The organism is Flavobacterium sedimenticola, from assembly GCF_030053345.1.
GTDB classification, from domain to species: domain Bacteria; phylum Bacteroidota; class Bacteroidia; order Flavobacteriales; family Flavobacteriaceae; genus Flavobacterium; species Flavobacterium sedimenticola.
Genome location: NZ_JASGBP010000002.1, coordinates 42,248 through 63,447 on the forward strand (window position 1 = coordinate 42,248; position 21,200 = coordinate 63,447).

Consider the following 21,200-nt stretch of genomic DNA (forward strand, 5'->3'; position numbering starts at 1 on the left):
GTTTAACGGTTTAACAAACAAAGTATTAAAGATTAGTTACCCTAAAAAATTGCCTTAAGTCAAACTCATATGAATATCATTACTTATAAAGAAAATAGGTTCTCTTTCAAGAAGCGTTGTCAGTTGGTTTTCACAACATTGCTTTTTGTAATGATTTCGAAAACCGGCTCTGCTCAGGTAAGCACTTACACTTTCACCGAGGCAGTTGCCACTTATACTGCTTTAACAACCCCTTCAATCGCATACACTGCGCCTTGGGACGATCATGCTTCAGGTGCTGTTTTTCAGGCCAATATAGGTTTTAATTTTACCTACGACGGTGTGGTTCAAACCCAATGTTTCATTAGTCCTAACGGTTTTATTTCATTTGGTACCCAACCGCTTCCCAATACGTATTTACCGCTTAGTGTAGCGACTACATTTACAAACGGAGGTACTATTAGTGCTTTGGGAATGGATTTGATTTCTTCTTCTTCCAACAGCAGCGACAATATCGTATACAAGACCATTGGGAGTGCTCCCAATAGGATTTTTGTAGTGCAATGGTCGAACGCGAGACGTAAAGCCATTACAGGGAATTTTAATTTTCAAATACGCTTGTTGGAAACATCCAATGCAATTGAATTATCATACGGATTATGCGCCCCTGATGATATCACAGTTTTTAACACCCAAGTGGGTATTCGCGGCGAGTCGAATGTATTTGCCCAAGGAGACGTGCAAAACAGATTGCAAACCGGAGCCAACACTAACGCTACGTGGTCGGGAAAAACAGTTGCAGGAACCGCCAATTCCAATACAGTGAGAACGAGTGTTACCGAATATCCCAACAACGGACTGAAATACACCTTTACGCCTTCCGCTCCATGCGCTACTCCAACAGGAGTACCGTCGGGATTGGTTATTGGGGCTACCGGAGTGAATGCGACCACGTTTACGGGAAACAGTTTTACGGCAGCTTCTCCGGCTCCAACCGGTTATCTGATTGTCAGAAGTACTGTTAATACACCACCGACGAATGTTCAAATTCCAAACAGAACCTATTTCACGGTCAATCAGGTGATAGATGCCACGTACACAGTAGTAAGTGTTTCCAATGCTACTACCTTCAACCAATCAGCGTTGGCTCAGAATACAACCTACTACTATTGGGTTATTCCGTATAATGCCAATTGTTTGGGTGGTCCGTATTACAATTTGAGTACCATGATTTCCGGGAATAAAACCACTTGTGCCGCTGCACCGACCGGGGTTAATGCTTCCACCATAGAAGGAAATTCTTTTACAGCTTCTTGGACTGCAGTACCGGGAGTGTCTGATTATCTTATTGATGTCTCAACCAACAGTACTTTTACGGCGCTGTTACCGGCTTATACCAATGCCTCTACCGGTGGGTTGACGGATTTTGTGGTGTCGGGCTTGAATCCGATTACCACCTATTATTTCAGAGTAAAAGCCGTAGGTATCAGCTGTGCTGTAAATAGTGCCACGGTTACAGTAACCACTTTATGCGGCGCTTTCCCGATACCATATCTTCAAAATTTTGATACCACGCCCGTAAATACCACACCTACTTGTTTTACTATTGCCGATAACAATACCGACGGTGTTTCGTGGAAAGTACAGAACAGTTTAGCGGCTTCTACTCCCAATTCGTTTCATTTGGCTACCAATGGAACTGTCGACAGCAACGATTGGTTTTTTACACCCGGATTGAACTTAACGGCAGGAGTTACCTATCGTTTGAAATTTAAATACAATACGCTGAGCGGCAGTTCCTTTGCCGAAAACCTCAGAGTGCGTTTAGGAACAGGAGCGGCCGAAGCCAGTATGACCAATACGATTTTGAATTTATCCAACATTATCAATACCGTATATCAAACTGCTACAGTCGATTTTACACCGGTGGTAAACAGTATTTATTACTTGGGTTTCCAAGGATACAGTTTTGCCAATCAAAGTAAAATAATGATTGATGACATTAGTGTGATTGTTTCTCCTACTTGTTTTGAGCCGGTCAATCTAACGATTACGGCTGTAGGAAGTACCAGCGTTAGTATTTCTTGGGAGGCGTCTTCACCAGAGCCATCCAATGGATATCAATATTATGTAAGCACCTCTAATGCTACTCCAAGTGGTTCAGTAACGCCAACCGGTTCGGTTGGAGCCGGTGTATTGTCGGCTACCATAGGAGGTTTAACTCCGGCTACGTTGTATTATGTTTGGGTTCGAGGCAACTGTGGTTCGGGAGATACCAGTATTTGGAGCGATATTCAAACATTCAGCACCGATTGTGCCACGCCGACTTCTTTAACCGTAACTGGTGGTACTTTGTGTGGCGGTGGTGCTACGACACTTCAGGCTACCGCGCCATCCGGTTCCACAATCGAATGGTATAGCGATGCTTCGGGAACAACTTTAGTCGCTACAGGAACCAGTTATACCACACCTACTTTATTCGCCACCACTACCTATTATGCACAATCCAGAGCACCGGGTGGTTTAGTGGCAACAGGTCCCATTTCACCGCTATTACAAGGTGGTGCTTTGGGCACGCAAACGGTGTCGACTTATGTTAGTTTTTCGGTTACTACGGCAACGACTTTACAGTCATTGGATATCTATCCGCAAACATCAGGACAAAGCGGTAATTTAACGATCAGAAATGCTTCGAATGTTCAAATAGCATCGTACAATTTTACCACCAGCGTTGCCGGTGGAAATACAGCACAAACCATTCCTATTGCGTTAGACTTGTCGGCCGGAAACTACTTTCTGTATTTTAATACCCTACCGGCTTCCGGATTGGTGTCTAACATCGACAGCACTTCCTATCCGTATGCTTCCTCAATTGCTTCGATTACCGGCAACGGTTTTGATAATACCTTTTATTTATACGCTTACAATTGGAAGTTTTCCAACATATGTCGCTCGCTGTTGACACCGGTAACCGCTACCGTTACACCGGCACCGGCCATTGCTATGAGCAGTACTTCCAGTACAGTGTGTAACGGAGAAGCATCAGGTTTGGTAACCATCACCGGCGCATCTGCCTATAATAATTTCAGTTGGAGTACTACCGTTGGACTTTCGGGCACTATCGGTGGCGGTTTTACTTTTCAACCCACCACTACCACAACGTACACTTTGACAGCCACTCAAACGTCAGGAAGTTTGTGTACCAATACGGTGAGCCACACTGTTACAGTGAAACCCGATCCGCCGGCCATTACCATAGTCCCGGCAACTGCAACTATTTGTGAAGGAGCGGTACAAGCTTTAAACGGTAATTTGTCATCGTCACCACCGGTGACCATTTTTAATGAAAATTTTAATGCGGCTACCAACAACTGGATTAAAACCAATGCGTCAACAGGAGGTATAATAGCGAATGCCGCGTGGACTTTGAGAAATAGTCCATACGCGTACAGCAGTTCGTATTGGAATACGACCATCAGCAGTAATGATGCCTCACAGTTTTATTTTTCCAATTCTGATGCCCAAGGTAGTCCGGGTACAAATAAAACACTGACCTATTTAGAATCACCAAGTATCAACCTAACCGGGTATACCAGTGCAACCTTGAGTTTTTTTCATTACCTGCGATATATTGGTGGGAATAAAGCCAGAGTGGAGTATAGTATCAACGGCGGAACTACTTGGAGCATCTTGGCGAGTTATACCGCCAGTCAGGGAACCGCCGCAAACTTTTCGAATGCCAATGTGAGCATGAACAGTTTGGTGGGGAATCCCGACGTGAAAATCCGATTTTTATACGAAGCCAGTTGGGATTATGGCTGGGCTATTGATAATGTAAAAATTACCGGTAACCTGGCGGTTGAAGTGACTTGGACACCGTCAACCGGTTTGTATTTCGATTCGGGAGCGGCAACGGCGTACATCGCCGGAACGCCTACCGCTACCATATACGCCAAACCGAATGTGAGTACGGTATATACCGGAAGTGTAGTGGGAGCCAATGGTTGTGCTGCCAGTAGCACGTCTACCATTACCGTTTTGCCGGCTCCGATTCCGGGTACATTGTCTTCCAGTCAAACGATTTGCGGCAGTTGGTTGCCGACCAATCTTACTCTAACCGGTAATACGGCATCAGTAATCCGCTGGGAATATGCTACCGATGCGGCGTTTACCACCGGTTTGACCACCATAGCCAATACCACAACTACTTTAACTTCTGCCGAAATAGGTTCTTTTGCCGGAACGCGTTACTACAGAGCAGTACTCCAAAGCGGTACATGTCCGTCGGTCAATACCGGTTCGGTGTTTATTGCCTTTCCGTCCACCACTTGGAACGGTTCTTCGTGGAGCAGCGGATTACCCAACTCCGGTACACGAGTGGTGTTTAACGGCAACTATTCCTCCTCAGGAAATTTGGATGCTTGCGCCGTTGAGGTTTTGTCGGGTACCGTGAATTTTAATTCCGGTCACACGCTAACCGTTCAAAACGATGTTAAAGTAACCGGCGGTTCGCTAACGTTTCAAAATACCGCCAGCTTGGTGCAGGTGAATACCTTAAATAATCAGGGTGTTCCTTTCTCTAATTCGGGCAACATCACCTATAAAAGAGTGAGTACTCCGGTCAAGAAGTTTGATTATACCTATTGGTCTTCTCCGGTTACCCCGCAAACGCTGATTAACTTTTCACCGAATTCCACCTTGTTTTTTACCTATGATCCCGTAATCGGAAATTGGGCCTATGCCAATACCACCATTCCTATGGTGGCCGGAAAAGGGTATCTGATACGAACGCCCGATGTAGCTCCTTTCAACACGGTTACGCCAAATAATTTTACCGGCTCGTTTGTGGGTGTTCCTAATACGGGTACTATTACCATCCCAATCGTTGGCGGTTCGTTGCAGTTTAACTTATTGGGGAATCCGTATCCGAGTGCTTTGAGCGCTGATTTGTTCTTGTCCGATCCGACCAATGTCCCGGTGATTGATGCGACCATTTATTTATGGACGCACAACACGCCCATCACCAATAATAATTATTCGGCCAATGATTATGCCGTGTATAATTATTCGGGAGGCGTTGGAACCGGAACCAGTGCGCCGAGTGCCGGAATTAACAACAGTGTGCCTAACGGAAAAATTGCTTCGGGTCAAGGTTTTTTTGTAAAAGGATTGTCCTCGGGTAATGCGGTTTTCAAAAACAGCATGCGTTTGGTAGGCAACAACGACCAATTTTTCAGGATGAATACCTATGCCAACCAAAGTGCTTCGGGTGAATTAGAGCGACACCGTTTTTGGCTCGATGTGTACAACGACAACGGTGCCTTCAAGCAGCTTTTAGTGGCCTATGTGGAAAATGCGACCAACAGTGGACTCGATCGCGGTTTCGACGGAGAAATGGTCGATGTAGGGAATCCTGTTACGATGTATGTGGTGCAAGACGAATACAAGTTGTCTATTCAAGGACGTGCGTTGCCGTTTGATGTTGAAGATGAGATTCCGCTGGGTTATCGATCTACGGAAGCCAATACCTATCAAGTTAAATTATCCGATTTTGACGGCTTATTTGACAACCAAACCATTTATTTGGAAGATACCGAGCTCAATATCGTTCACGATTTAAAAGCCGGAGATTATACTTTTACTACGGCGGCCGGCACTTTTGATACTCGTTTTAAAGTGCGTTTCGGTGCTACGGCACTCAGCAATACCTCGTTCCAACCGAATCAGGTGGTGGTGTATAAAAACGAAGCCAACCATTTTGTGATTACGACCGGAAATGCGCTGATGGAATCGGTAAAAGTGTTTGATATCAGAGGTCGACTTTTGGGGCATCAAAAAGCCATTAATGCCAATCAAACTATTGTCGATGGCGGTTTGGCCAACGAGGTCTTGTTGCTGCAAATAACCACTACCGAAGGTGCGGTGGTGACCAAAAAAGTCATTCGATAAACGGATATAGTCATCTTACAGGCGTCGGTTTGGATTACACGTATTCCAAACCGATTTTTTTTGTGGTAAATTTTAAGGAATTACATAATGCTAAAGGTAACCTTACTTTTTTGTCATTTTTTTTGCGTAAAATGCTTATAAAAACGATTATTTGATAACAACTTATTAACAATTATTGTAAACTATTGACAATTTGTTAATTTAGCGCACCCGAACTACCTAAAAAACGCTAAGTTTGAGCTGATTGAATACTATAAATCGGCTTAAAATTGTACTATTTTTTTTAACTTTTAAAGCTATGATTGACCAATAGACGGCAGGTTGCGTCTCATTGGTCGATACTATTTACATTTAGTCGAAAACTGATTTTTTTTGGCTGTGAATATGTTAATAAACAAGTAAAAGTGCTGTAAATTTAACTTCTTAACGAAAAGATAACAGTGCGGGGAATGAAACAAAACAAACAACAACGATAAAAACAAACTATGAAAAAAACTTTACTTATTGCTCCGAGTAATGCCGTTTTTTATACGAAAACATTTTTACTGAACTTCTTTTTTTGGATAGGTGTACTCACCTTGGGAACCTTCCAAAAGGCGCAAGCCCAATGCCCCGGACCGTATCAGGTTTTTGAAGGTGTGCCTGCTAATTTTGCAGCCATGACCGGTTGGAATACCAGTGGGGGAATTGATGTGATTATTGATAATGGAGGTGCCGGTTTTAACCGTTCCGGGTGGTATTCGTTAGCCAATTTCGGCGGACCGGGCGAATACGTAGACACGCCTGTCATCGCTACGCCGTTAACCTTTGCTTTTTATGCCAGCGATGTAGCCGGAGCTGGTGGGAATTATGATGTGCAAATTAACGATGGTACTAACGGTTGGCAGAGCTTATCGATAGCCGGTAACCGCACCAATTATGGGGTGTCTTCTTTTGTATTGCCAGCCATGTCCGGTCCAGGTGTTTGGGATTTGGTGTCGTTTACGTTTGGCAATGCGGCGCAGCCGGGCTACTCGAACAGCAATGTGCAGTTCCGAATCATTGATAATTCGGGTGGGATGGCTTTTGATGATATCTCATGGACCTCAAAAATTGCGGCTGATAATACAATTATAATTCCCGTACTAGGAACGTCTCCTACTAATTGTACTCAAAGTATGACTACCGGTCAACAATTAACTTTTTATGACAATGGAGGTGCTTCAGATGCTTATGCCGGTTACCAAGAAAATACAGTAACATTCACTGCTATTAATCCTGCGGACAAAATCAAGATTACTTTTAATTCTTTCTTCGCAACATCTCCGTTTGAGTTTTATGTACATGATGGAGCAACTACCGCATCGCCAGCTTTTCCACAAGTAAATGGATATTCGGGTTCGTCAAATCCTTCTCCAGTAACTTATATTTCTACCGGATCATCTTTAACAATTTATTATTATTCAGACGATTTTTCACTTTCTGATCCTGGATTTAACATTACAGTTCTCTGCGAATCAGGGAGTACCTGTTTTACGCCAAGCAATCCGCTTACCGGTTCGGTAACGACCACCACGGCTAACGTAAGTTGGACCGCGGCTTCGGGTACGCCGCCGGGTTACGATATTTTTTACAGCACCAACAGTGCCGCTACACCGGGTGCCCCGCAATTTACCAATGTGACCAGTCCGTTTAACATTACCGGTTTAACCGGAGGAACTACCTATTATTATTGGGTACGTTCTAATTGTGGTGCTACGCAAAGTGCTTGGGTAGGGCCATCGGCCGCCTTTACTACGATTTGTACGCCGGTTGGGGTACCGTATATCGAAAACTTTAACGGTCAGGCCACCAATGCGATTCCTACGTGTACCTATACCGATAGTCCGGCCAACTGGTTAGTCAACTTAACCAACGGTAATTTGTACTGTGCGGTGGGGGCCACCAATTTTTATACCAAACCCGTTACCCTTACCGGTGGCACTGAGTATCGTTTAACCTATGACTTTTCTGCCGCTTTAGGAACGGCCAACTTTAATGTGTATTATGGTACCACCAATACTACACCAACCACCGGAACCATCAATACCTTATTGTTTTCTCACATTGGTGCCGGGTCTATTGCCAGTAACATCATCAACTTTACGCCGGGCAGTTCGGGAACTTATTACATTCGGTTCCAATTGGCTTCGACTTCCAATGCGCCGAATACGCAATTTAACTTAGACAACATCGTACTCGTTGAAGAAACCTGTAAACCGCCGACAGCGGTAACGGCTTCGGGTGTGACGGCTTCAGCGGCTAACATCAGTTGGACTGCACCGGCGATTGCACCATCAAACGGTTATCAATATTACATCAATACAACCAACTCCACTCCAAGTTATAGTGTAACCGTGACCGGTGCTACGGCAGCGGGTGTTACTACAGCGGCTCTATCGGGTTTAACGGCAAGTACCACTTTTTATGTGTGGGTACGTTCTAACTGTGGCGGTTTTTTCAGTGGCTGGTCGTTGGTGACAAGTTTTACTACTTCGGCAGGCGCTTTACCGGTACTTATTTCTCAAGGAGGATCGGTTACCCAATGCGACTACAGTTTCTTTGATAGTGGTGGTGCTGCCGGGAATTATGTAGACAACGAATCGTATCAAATTACCTTATATCCGGGTGTAGTTGGAACTAAAGTAAAAGTAGTTTTCAGTTCATTCTCTACCGAAAACAACTACGACGGATTGATGATTTATAATGGAAACTCCACCGGGGCCCCGTTGATTTCTTCCGGATTAGGTGCCGGCTTTAACGCCGCGACTTGTCCTGCGGGATCATTCCGAGGCTCAACTTCTCCGGGAACCGTTATCTCTACTGCTGCAGACGGTTCATTAACCTTTGTATACAGAACCGATTTCAGTATTGTTAGTTCGGGATGGGCTGCGTTTGTTAGTTGTGTTATTTCGCCAACCATCACCAGTTTTACCCCGGCCAACAACAATTGTGGTACCGCCAATACAGTGGTAACCATCACCGGAACCAACTTTACGGGAGTAAACTCTGTGAGATTTAACGGGATAGCTGCTGCTTTTACAGTAGTTAACTCGACTACTATAACCGCCACGGTACCGGCTTCGGCTACCTCAGGATTGATTACCGTTTCTACACCAACGGCCACCGGCGTGAGCGCTACGTCCTTTATTGTACAAGCACCACCACCGGTAACGACCGGTGTTACGGTATGTCCGGGCGGAAGTGGTACTATCAGTAGTTCAACCGTATGTAACGGATTTGTGAACTCGGGTACTTCGCTTTCGGGTAATTTAACCGCAGGAGTAGATGCAACGGCTCCGAGACCAACACCGCCGGGAGGAAACTCTACGACTTGTTCGTTTACTTCGGGAGCGGTTCGTAACTACGTTGCCATTCAGTTTCAGGTAAGTATTTCGGGAACGTACACTTTCGGCGGCGCCAGTGGATTCGACTTAATGGGGTACATTACGACCGGATCGTTCACTCCGGGAAGTTGTGCTACCGGTACATATATCGTGGGAGATGATGATTCGAATGGCGGATTACAACCTAGACTTACGATTACCTTAACGGCCGGGGTTACCTATACTTTATATACAACCACATGGAGTACCATTACCGGAAACGTTACGGGACCTTTTAATTGGACGATTACACCACCGGTTGGAGGGCAAATTATGCTACAAGGCAATCCTTCTATTCAGTGGTTTACGGCAGCTTCAGGAGGAACAGCCATTGGTAGTGGTTCTCCGTTCAATCCTGTAGGGGTAGCCGGTTCGGGCTTAGCCAATACCAGCACACCGGGAACTTGGACGTATTATGCCGAATGTTCTTCTAATCCGGGTTGTAGAACAGCTACTACTTTTGTGATTGGAGGTGCGGTAGGCGGAACGGCTTCAGCCAACCAATCGATTTGTTCGGGTGCTTTTGCCGATTTAACTTTAACCGGAAATACCGGTACCGTGGTGAAGTGGCAATATGCTTCGGATGCTGCCTTTACAGTAGGGGTAACCGATATTGCAGCCAGTGCTTCCACCACGTTGACTTCGGCTCAAATCGGTTCGTTTTCAGGAACCCGTTATTACAGAGCAGAAGTTACGCAAGGCGGTTGTGCCAATGTCTATTCTACAGTAGTAACCTTGTCTAACAGCAAAACTGTATGGAATGGTTCGGCTTGGTCGAGCGGTGCTCCAACGGCTACCGTAGGGGCTGAGTTCCAAGGTAATTTTACGTCTTCTGTCAATGCAAGTCCTACCGGTAATATTTCGGCTTGTAGCGTTACAATCACCAGTGGCACTGTGATTTTTGACATTGGTACGTTAACCGTTCAAAACCAAGTAACGGTTTCCGGCGGCAGTTTAACTTTTGAAGACGATGCGAGTTTGTATCAAGTCAACAATGTGGCCAATGCCGTAGGCGTGTACTCGGGGGGTAACACCGGTTCGATTACCTCGAAAAGAGATTCGGCACCGATGTTCCGCTACGATTATACTTATTGGTCTACACCGGTAAATCCGCAAACCTTATTAGCGGTATCCCCAACCTCACCAACCAGTTTGGCTTATGAATATGATGGGGCTACCAGTACTTGGGTGTATTTTAACCCATCGGGTAACATGATACCGGGTAAAGGGTATATTTTCAGAGCACCAATCGGATTTAATTTAAGTCCGGGTACGCCATTGGTACACACAGCCAGTTTTGTGGGAGTGCCGAACAACGGAACCATTTCCGTTCCTATTTTTGGTGGTGCCAATGAAATGAACTTGTTAGGGAATCCGTATCCTAGTGCTTTGGATGCTAATGACTTCATCAATGGCAACCCGAATGTGAACGGTACATTGTATTTCTGGACACATAATACGCAATCGACCGCACCATACCAATACAATCAAAGTGATTATGCCTTGTATAATTTAGGTGGTGGTGTAGCGGCAGGTACTACTGGTGCCGGAAACAATTCGGTTCCTACCCGTTATATTGGTTCAGGTCAAGGATTTTTTGTTAAAGGATTGACCAGTGGTCCGGCAGTGTTTAACAACAGTATGCGTGAACCGGGTAATAATACGCAGTTTTACCGCAATGTTTCAGAGCAACAAAATGCTAACGAATTGGAGAAACACCGTTATTGGTTAGATATCACGTCAGCGTCAGGAGCATTCAAACAATTGATGGTAGGTTACATACAAACGGCCACCAATGAAATTGATCGATTGTTTGACGGCGAAATGGTAGATGCCGGAAATGCCATTAGCTTGTATACTAAGGTAAACGATGTTAAGTTGAGTATTCAGGGAAGAGCCTTGCCTTTCGAGGTGAATGATACGATTCCATTAGGATTCAAATCGACTGAAGCGTCTACTTACACGATTACTTTGTCGGCATTTGACGGGTTGTTTATGAATCAAACCGTTTATCTTGAAGACACTTTATTAGGAGTAATTCACAACTTAAATGAAGCTCCGTATACGTTTACCACAGAAGCCGGAAGCTTTGATCAGAGATTTATTTTGAGATATACGACTGAGGCCCTTGGGGTAACGAATCCAATCTTTAATGAAAATACTGTGGTTGTGTATCGCAACGAAACAGGTCTACATATTAACTCAGGCGCTGTCAATATGAAAAATGTGACCATTTTTGATATCAGAGGCCGTCAAATTGCTACCCAAAAGCAAATCGGTACTACCCACGCGGTATTTACCACTTTACCTACTACACAACAAGTTTTGCTTGTTAAAATTGAGTCAGAAAACGGGATTACGGTAACGAAAAAAGTCGTTTACTAACACCGGATATAAAATGCCTAACCATTCATTTCAAAATGGTTAGGTATTTTTCTTGTCTCAATTTTTTTTATGCTTTTGTTTTTTTTACAATTCTGTAAGAAAAATAGAAGTTGGGGTTTTCTTTGGACGATTTTAAAGCACCTTTAATCGAATAAGGACTTTAACATTTTACAAATATTTAACATTTTATATACATTCACATTTCATATTAACCCAATTTTATAATTTATGATTAACAACTACACTAATTTGAGTACGCGTTCAGGAACGTGGCTCAACAAACAAAAACGAGAGGTGGTTGGGCAATCGCCTAATCTCACGTGGTGTTTTGGCAAGTCGAGCATTTTGTGTGTGCTGTTACTATCGTTCTTTGTCTCCTTCGGGCATAATTATTCCGGAGGGAATAACGACAAAGACAAAAATACTACTGTCGCCGGTAGTGTTGCGGTAACCACATGTCCGAATGCGATTGCTTTGAGCGCGGCTTCTCTCCCCATCACCAATCAGGCATTGGTGTGTGGTACCGGGAATGATTTGAGTTCCACCACGGTGCCAACAACTTGTGGGGGAGCCTCCAACAGTTACAAAGGCGGTAATGAGTCTTTGTATACGTTAACACCTACCACAACAGGGTTGTACAATATTGCTATTGCAGGTCAGACCTGGACTGCGATTTTTGTATACCAAGGATGTCCGACATCGGGCGGTACCTGTGTAGGCAGTGTTGGAAGCAGTGCTTCGAGTAAAAACATCAATGTTACGCTGACAGCGGGATTACAGTATTATATTTGGTTTGATACCTGGCCAACACCTAACAGTCCTTGTCCGGGTACATTCTCTATTACTCCGCCACCAACTCCGTGTTCAGGAGTTCCTAATGCAGGAGTGGCAACTATTTCTACCACTACCGGTTGTGCGGGTAATACGGTTGCCTTGTCTGCTACCGGACTTACTTTTGGCTTAGGGGTAACCTACAATTGGCAGTCGTCTCCGGATAACAGTACTTGGACTGACATTTCAGGAGCTACAACGGCTTCTTACAATGCTACCACTACTACCGGAACAACGTATTACAGAATCAGAACGACTTGTAGTACAGGTCCGGATACCAATTTTTCGAATGTACTTACTTTTACAGGGGTATCATGTGGTTCTATTAATATTCCTGCTTCAGGAAATAACACGGTTGCTTGTGGAACAAACACATCTATTTATGATAACGGAGGTCCATCCGGAAGTTATGTTGCCAGCAGTAACGGTTACACCGTATTGGAAAACTCCGGAACAGGAGTCATCACTATCAGTGGTTCTTTCACATACATAGAAACCAGTTGGGATTTCTTACGCATTTACAGTGGAGTAGGAACGGGAGGTACTTTATTATATACCTATTCTAACACTGCAGGAGGAGTTATTACTCCTTTCAGCAGTGCGCCTGGTCAACCCTTAACAATCCAATTTACTTCGGATACCAGTGGTCAAGGAGGTGGATTTGCTTTACAAGCGTTGTATTCGGGTACTTGTGCTACTTGTACCGGTACTCCGGATCCGGGAACGGCTGTTGTATCATCTTCAAGCGGTTGTGCCGGTGGAAGTGTGATTTTATCAGCCACCGGTTTAACTACTGGACCTGGTTTTACCTACCAATGGCAGTCATCTCCAAACAACAGCACTTGGACTAATATTCCAACTGCAACTACAGCTTCTTACACTGCAACTACTGTAGCCGGAACTACCTATTACAGAATTGTGACCTCTTGTCCGACAAGCGGTACTTCTAACAATTCAAACGTAGTATCGGTAACAGCCGCCGCTTGTGGTTCTGTTAACCTTCCTTCGAACGGTAACAGTACTACGGTAGATTGTGGGACCAGTACTTTTATTTACGACAACGGAGGTCCTAGTGGTGATTACACTACAAGTACAAACTCTTTTGTTGTTTTAGATAATTCCGGAACCGGAGTGATTACCATTTCAGGTTCAATTACCGGAATAGAATCGTGTTGTGATTATTTAAGAATTTACAGTGGTGCCGGAACCGGCGGAACTTTATTGGCCAGTGCGAACGCTATTGGAGCTATTCCGACTGTAGTGTCTGCTCCGGGAGAAGTGCTTACTGTTCAATTCTTCTCAGATATCAGTATTGTGGGATCCGGTTTTGCGCTACAAGCCTTGTACTCCGGAACGTGTTTAACTTGTACTACGCCGGTTGGTGGAACTGCTTCAGCAGCTACCGCTGCTTTCTGTAACTCAGGTTCTACTACCATTTCGGCTACAGGTCAAGCGACCGGAACAGGAACTCGATACCAATGGGAATCTTCTACCGATAATTTTGCTTCTGTAGTAACTCCTATCGGAAGTGCTTCCAGTTCGTATACCAATTTAGCTACCGGTACTTTAACTGCTACAACTTCGTATCGTTTGAAAGTATTTTGTGTTTCAAATCCTGCGGATGTGGCTTACTCAACTGTAGCTACTGTAACTATTAATTTCCCTGGAACAATCAATCCGGTTGCCGGAGATGCTATTTGTCCGGGTGAGTCAGCTACTTTAACGGCTACCGCTTCTGAGCCTGCCACTTTTGCATGGACAGCACCGGGTGGTTATTCTAATTCCGGAGCTTCCATTTCGGTAAGCCCTACAACAAATACCGTGTACACCGTAACGGCTACTTTTGCGAACAACTGTACAGCTTCAACAACGACAACGGTAACCGTTGCACCTGCTATCAATATCAACAGTGTTACTTCATCGGTAGCTACGCTTTGTGGTTCCGGTTCGGCTACTTTAACTGCAGATGTGTCTGCCGGTTCAGCGTTAACGTATTGTGAATCAGTTCACAATAGTGGTTGTTCTGGCGACGATGTTACCAATGTAACTTTAGGTGCTATCAATAACAACACCAGTGGTTGTGGCGGTTCAGCACGTTATACTTATTTTAACCCTAGTACTCCAACGACTACTACTACATTAAGTCCTGGTTCTAATACGATTACCGTTTCATTCGGAACCGATGGTAGTCAATATTTTGGAGCTTGGATTGATTATAATCAAGACGGGTCATTAGATGCTTCTGAGTTTTTAGGAGCTTCAGGGAATGCCGGATCCAACGGAACTATTTCGGTTACCTTCACGGTTCCTACAACTGCTTTTAACGGAGTAACGCGTTTGCGTTTGGTTGCCGGAAATGACTCTCCTGTTACTGCCTCACAAGCTTGTGGTGTTTCCTCAAGTGGTTGGGGTGAAACTCAGGATTATAATGTTACCATTTCTGGAGCGACCAATGCTTATACTTTTGCTTGGACTGAAGATCCGGTGGGAAGTACTTTAACCAGTACCACTTCTAACCCAACTTCAGCTTCAGGTATTACTACAGATAAAGTATATACCGTAACAGTAACTTCAGCTTATGGCTGTTCAGACTCTGATAACGTAAGTATTGATGTGGATCCGCTACCGGTAGTTACTTTAGCTAGTAATGTTTCTATTTGTAAAGGTTCATCAACTACTATTACGATACCGGAAACCGGAAATTCGTATGCTTGGTCACCAGCCGGTGGTTTAGATACAACTTCGGGTGCTACTGTGGTGGCTAATCCGACTGTAACCAGTACGTATAGTGTATTGATTACCAACAACAGTACATTCTGTCAAAATACACAACAAATCACTGTTAACGTGAGCGATCCGGGTGCTATAGTAACTCAGCCGGTGAATGCTGTTACATCAACAGGATTTAATGCTTCCTTTACCGTAGCCGGAACTGCCGGTGTAACTTACGGGTATCAGTGGCAAAGAAGACTGACTGTTTCTCCTGAAACATGGACTAACTTGACTGATGATTATGTGGCACCTTCTACAGGTAATTATACCGGAACCAATACCGCTACTTTGAATGTATTCAGAGCAGGTTCGGCACCGGCATTGACGAATACCGTATACAGATGTATTTTAACACCGCCGTCTCCATGTGCTAACTTAGTGTCTAATAATGCTACGTTAACTGTGGGAACAACCGGTATCGTTTCGAACCCGCAAAGTTTATCTATCTGTTTACCGGCTCCGACCAGTCCGCTGCCACAATTTAACGTGGTGACCAGTGGTTCAACACCAAATACTTTGGTTTGGTCTGTGAGTACTAATGGAGGTGTAAGTTATGTAAACATGCCAATGTATAACATTAGTACTAATGCCTATACAGGTCCTAATACCACCGCTGTTCCTGGATTAACTTTTGAGCATCCGGTAGATTCTTCTAATCCGTCATTACGTGATTACAAGACATTAACCGTTTCAGGGATTAATGGTGCTACACCAAACAATTTAAGATTCAGAGTGACTATTAACACATTTGTGGTAAGTCAACCTGCAATTCTTACATTGGCAAATCCTGTGGCCATCACTAATGATTTATCCACAACTCCTGTTAAAGTTTGTTATGCTCCGACAGCTGCACCAACTACTTTCACGGTTTCTACTTCCGGAAGTGTTGGAACTGTAGTGTGGAAATATGCGACCAGCGCGAGCGGTCCTTACACAGATGTGGCTTTGGGTACCCCGGCCGGAGTTTCTTATGTTACTGCTGCTGCGTCAAACAACTACTCATTGACTGTTAATACAACTGCGGGTGTTACTCCTCTGGGAACATACTATTACAAAGCATTTGTAGGCAGTGCCGGATCTTGTCCGACAGTTGAATCGAATGCAGGTGCCATTGAGGTAAGCCGACCAACTATTACCGCGTCAGCTTCGTCAGCTTCTTATTGTACTCCTGGTCCGGCTGTTACCTTGACAGCAGGAGGTAGTGATATTGGCAATTATTCTTGGTCAACTTCACAAACAGGGGCTACTATTGGAGTTACTCCTTCTAGTGCTACTACGTATACCGTTACAGGAACTGATTCTAACGGATGTTCTAACACGGCTCAGGTAACCGTTGGAGTTGGAGGAGCGTTTACCGCTGCAGCCAATTCAAATACAAACACTGTATGTCCTGGTGCACCGGTACTTTTAACGGGTGCTGCAACAACATTGAACCCATCTTACGGAGGTTTAGTGGGCGCTTATACGTTCTCTACATCCACAGGTGCGGCTTTAGACAACATGAGCGGTGCTACTACATTGGTAGGAACATCTAACGATGATACTCCTGTTGCCGGTGTAGCAATTCCGTTCCCATTCAATTTCAACGGAGTTAACTATACGTTCTTTAGTGCTTCTCCTGACGGATTTATCAGATTAGCAAACACTAACGCTGCTGCTACCAGCCAGTTCTCAAATTCGGTAACCAGTACCACAAACATTCCTAAAATCTATCCGTTGTGGGATGATTTAGCGACAGGTACTGACGGATGGGTTAAAACGGTAACCAGAGGTACGGCTCCAAACAGAATTGTTGTTATAGAGTGGAGAGTTACGGTACCTAGAAATACAACCGGTGCAGCAAACTCTAACTTCCAAGCTTGGTTATATGAAGGCTCGAATAAGATAGAATTCCGCTATGGCTCTATTGGTACCACAGGATCGGCTTCTGCAGGTCTTACCGGTTCCGGAACGCAATACCAAAGTATTACGTATTCAACCAATACGTCAAGCAATTCTACGTCGAACAATTCACTTACTACACCACCAGCCAGTGGAAGAATGTATACATTCTTACCTCCGGTGATAGATACTAACACGTATACGTATGCTTGGACTTCTACACCTGCAGGATTCACTGCGTCCGGTGCCTCTGTAACGGCTTCACCTTCGGTGAATACAACGTATAATTTGACAATCACATCGCAATCAGGATGTACCGCTCAAGCTACTAAAGCTATTAGTGTTGACTCGGCGCCTCCTGTGATTGGTACACAACCGGCTGCTTTACAGCAAGTTTGTCAAGGAACTACTGTAACCATAAGTGTAGCAGCAACAAGTGCTACGCCTTTAACCTATCAATGGTTTAAAGATGGCTCTCCTGTAGCCAATGGTTCGGGTATTTCCGGTGCTACTACCAATACTTTAACCATTACAGGTTCTACTCCTGCAAACTCAGGAAACTATACGGTTAATGTAACTAACTGTTCTACAGTAACCAGCAGTACAGCTGCTTTAACGGTATATCCAACGCCAACTGTGGTAGCGCCTGCAGCTCAAGCTTACTGTATCGATGCAACAATTCCTTCGATTCCTTTGGTAGGAACACCTTCAGGAGTAACATTTGATATCAGTGGTGGTGCTGCTCTAGGTTTGGCTAATCAAACCGGCGTAACGGCAATACCATCTTTTGTACCGACTGCCAGTGGAACGGCTACTATTACAGTAACACCTAAAGCTAATGGTTGTACCGGTACAGCGGTTACGTACAGTTTAACGATCAATGCTTTACCGGCTGCTCCGGTATTGACTTCAACACCGGTGTGTGAGGGCAGCACGTTAAACTTAAATGCTAGCGTTGCACCTCTTACAGGGTACACTTTGAACAGTAACAGCGGAGTATCGTTTATTGATATTAATGCTACCGGAACTTCAGTAGGTACTCTTGAGGATGATAGTGAACATAACATTACAATTCCTGCGTTTACCTTTAATGGTGTATCTTATACAACAGCCAGAATTGGAAACAACGGGGTAATTGTATTCGGTTCTAGTTCTGGTGAGATTACTTTCTCTAATACGTCACTGCCAACTACTTCAGTTGCTGCGGGTAATGCTTTCTTAGCCCCATATTGGGATGACTTAGATGTTCAAACCGGAGCCACATGTAAAACTCAAACAGTTGGTAACATACATATTATTCAGTTTACCACTATGGCGCATGACGCCTTCACCACGGGTTCAATTACTTTCCAAGTTCAATTGAATCTTACTACAGGGGTTATTAATTTTGTATATCCTGATGTTATTTTCGGCAGCTCTACGTATGATTCCGGAGTTAATGCTACTATCGGTATTCAGTACAGTAGTTCAGCGGCACTACAGTATTCATCAAATACAGCTAGTTTGGTTAATGGACAAAGTTTAACCTTTACCCCTCAGGCATATTCTTATGCTTGGACAGGTCCGGGCTTTACTTCAGCGGTTCAAAATCCTAGCATAGCCAATGCTACTCCGGCGAATAGCGGAGCGTACACACTTCAAATTACAAATCCTAACGGATGTAAATCAAGTGCTACGGTTAATGCAACAGTATATCCGACACCAACAGCGGTGGCTCCGGCGAACCAGCTATACTACAATGGCTTAGCTACTGCAGCTATTCCGTTGAGTGGTACGCCTTCAGGCGTTACGTATGATATCAGTGGCGGTGCCGCTGTGGGATTAGCAAATGCTACCGGAATTACTACGATTCCTTCATTTATTCCAGTAACAGGTTCTGCTACCGTATCGATTACGCCTAAAGCCAATGGATGTACCGGTGCTACAGTGACTTATAACATTGTGGTAACCGCTGTTAATGCGAATCCAATTGCAAACCAAGTATATTGTGAAGGTGTTACAACTGCAGCTATTCCTTTGTCAAGTACTCCGGCTACAGTGGTAGGGGCTACAATTACCTATAATCTTAATGTAGTAGGGGATGATATCGGATTGTATAGTGCAACCGGATTAACTGAGATTCCGTCTTTTGTTACCAAACCTGGTTCTGCTACCATTACAGTGTATCCGGTTTACGGAGGTGTATTTGGTGGAGCCGTTTCGGCAACCATTACGGTAAATCCGTTACCAACAGCTACTATCAGTGGTACAACTCAAGTTTGTAGAAACGATGCGTCTCCTTTAATTACCTTTACAGGAGCTAACGGAACAGCACCATATACCTTTACATATACCTTAAATGGTGGTGCAAACCAAACCATTGTATCGTTGGGCAATGTGGCTACTATATCTGTTCCTACGTCATCTGCAGGTACTTACACGTATACTTTAGTAAGTGTTCAAGATTCAAGTTCAACCACTTGTTCTCAAGCACAAGGCGGCTTTGCTTCAGTAATTGTATATCCTACACCTACTGCTGTTGCTCCTGCTAACCAATTGTATTACAGTGGATTTGCTACGGCGCCGATTCCGTTGTCTGGAACTCCGACCGGAGTAACATTCAACATCAGCGGCGGTGCTGCTGCAGGATTACCGGATATGACTGGAATTACAACTATTCCGTCGTTTATTCCAACTACTACTCCAGCTACGGTAACGATTACACCTGTAGCCAATGGTTGTATCGGAGCCCCGGTATCATATCAAATTTCGTTTAGACCGGTTATTGTTAATATTTCTTCCAATGTTTGTGGTAGCATCAATAACGGTTTGAACAATCAAATCAACTGTACTCAAGTAAGCGTACCTGGATTTACAACAACAGGTTACCAATTTGAAGTAACCAATACCGATACCGGTGAGGTTTCTATTGTACAAAGCAGTCAACACCACTTTAAGTTAACTGATGCAGCGAACTATGCTTATGGTACTACATTTACCATCAGAGTAGCGGCTATCTTAAATGGTAATGTTCAAGGATACTTCGGTACTACTTGTTCGTTAACTACTGCTTCTGTGGCTACTACTAAAGTGGTTACAGCACAGTGTGGCGCTACATTGTTGTTCATCAATTCAACAATTAATGCTAACTCTGTAGGTTCTACCAACTTGTACCGATTCAGAGTAGCATTGGCTACTGCTCCAACTACATATTACTATGTTGAGCGTACAGTGCCTAACTTCAAGTTAACCGACGTAGCAGGTTTACCATTGTTGTATGATACAGAGTATAAAGTAGACGTTCAAATCAGAGTGAAATTAGCCGGATTTGAAGCTTGGTCTCAATACGGACAACGTTGTTCGGTATTTACGCCATCGGCTCCTGAAACGTCTTTGGTAACGTCTCAATGTGAGGACTATCAAGTACCTTCATACACGACTACTATCAATGCCATTGCATTCCCTGGAGCAACCAAATACCGTTTCAGATTAGTAGGCTATGATGAGTTTGGTGATGTTAACTATGATCAATATGTTGACAGTACTACGCCAAGCTTTACGTTGAGTATGTTTACAGGTTTAACACCTTCTACAACGTACACGGTTTCAGTTGCCATGGAATTGTTCGGGTCATTTACCGCTTACGGAAAAGATTGTAGTATCATCACTCCGTCTATTGCAAGACAAGTCGATCCTTCAATGGTTATTGAGTTCAAAGCAACAGCATATCCTAACCCGTTTGCGGCGAACTTTATGTTGAATGTGAGAACCTCAAGTTCATCTGTTATCACTATCAAAGTGTACGATATGGTTGGTAGATTGGTTGAAGCAAGATCCGTAACAGTTGCCGAATTAGAAAACGCAACTATTGGTGATCGTTATCCGTCAGGCGTATACAACGTTGTTGTGTCTCAAGACGAAACCGTTGAAACCGTTCGCGTTGTTAAGCGATAATTAACCAGTAATAAAAGAAAAACCCATCAAGAAATTGATGGGTTTTTTTATTGTTTTAAAAAGTAA

The 21,200-nt window shown here is 44.1% G+C and carries 3 protein-coding genes; all 3 read left to right on the forward strand.

Features of this window, described 5'->3' with window-relative positions; genetic code table 11:
- The first annotated feature begins 69 nt into the window (after positions 1 to 69).
- Complete coding sequence (locus QHT84_RS04490; protein WP_283238356.1) at positions 70 to 5,928, forward strand: choice-of-anchor J domain-containing protein; 5,859 nt, start codon at positions 70 to 72, stop codon at positions 5,926 to 5,928.
- Positions 5,929 to 6,413: 485 nt separating this feature from the next.
- Positions 6,414 to 11,717: a fibronectin type III domain-containing protein gene (locus tag QHT84_RS04495; protein WP_283238357.1), complete on the forward strand. Its 5,304-nt coding sequence runs from the start codon at positions 6,414 to 6,416 to the stop codon at positions 11,715 to 11,717.
- Positions 11,718 to 11,945: 228 nt separating this feature from the next.
- Positions 11,946 to 21,134, forward strand: coding sequence for a GEVED domain-containing protein (locus QHT84_RS04500; RefSeq protein WP_283238358.1), 9,189 nt, complete (start codon positions 11,946 to 11,948; stop codon positions 21,132 to 21,134).
- Positions 21,135 to 21,200 lie beyond the last annotated feature (66 nt).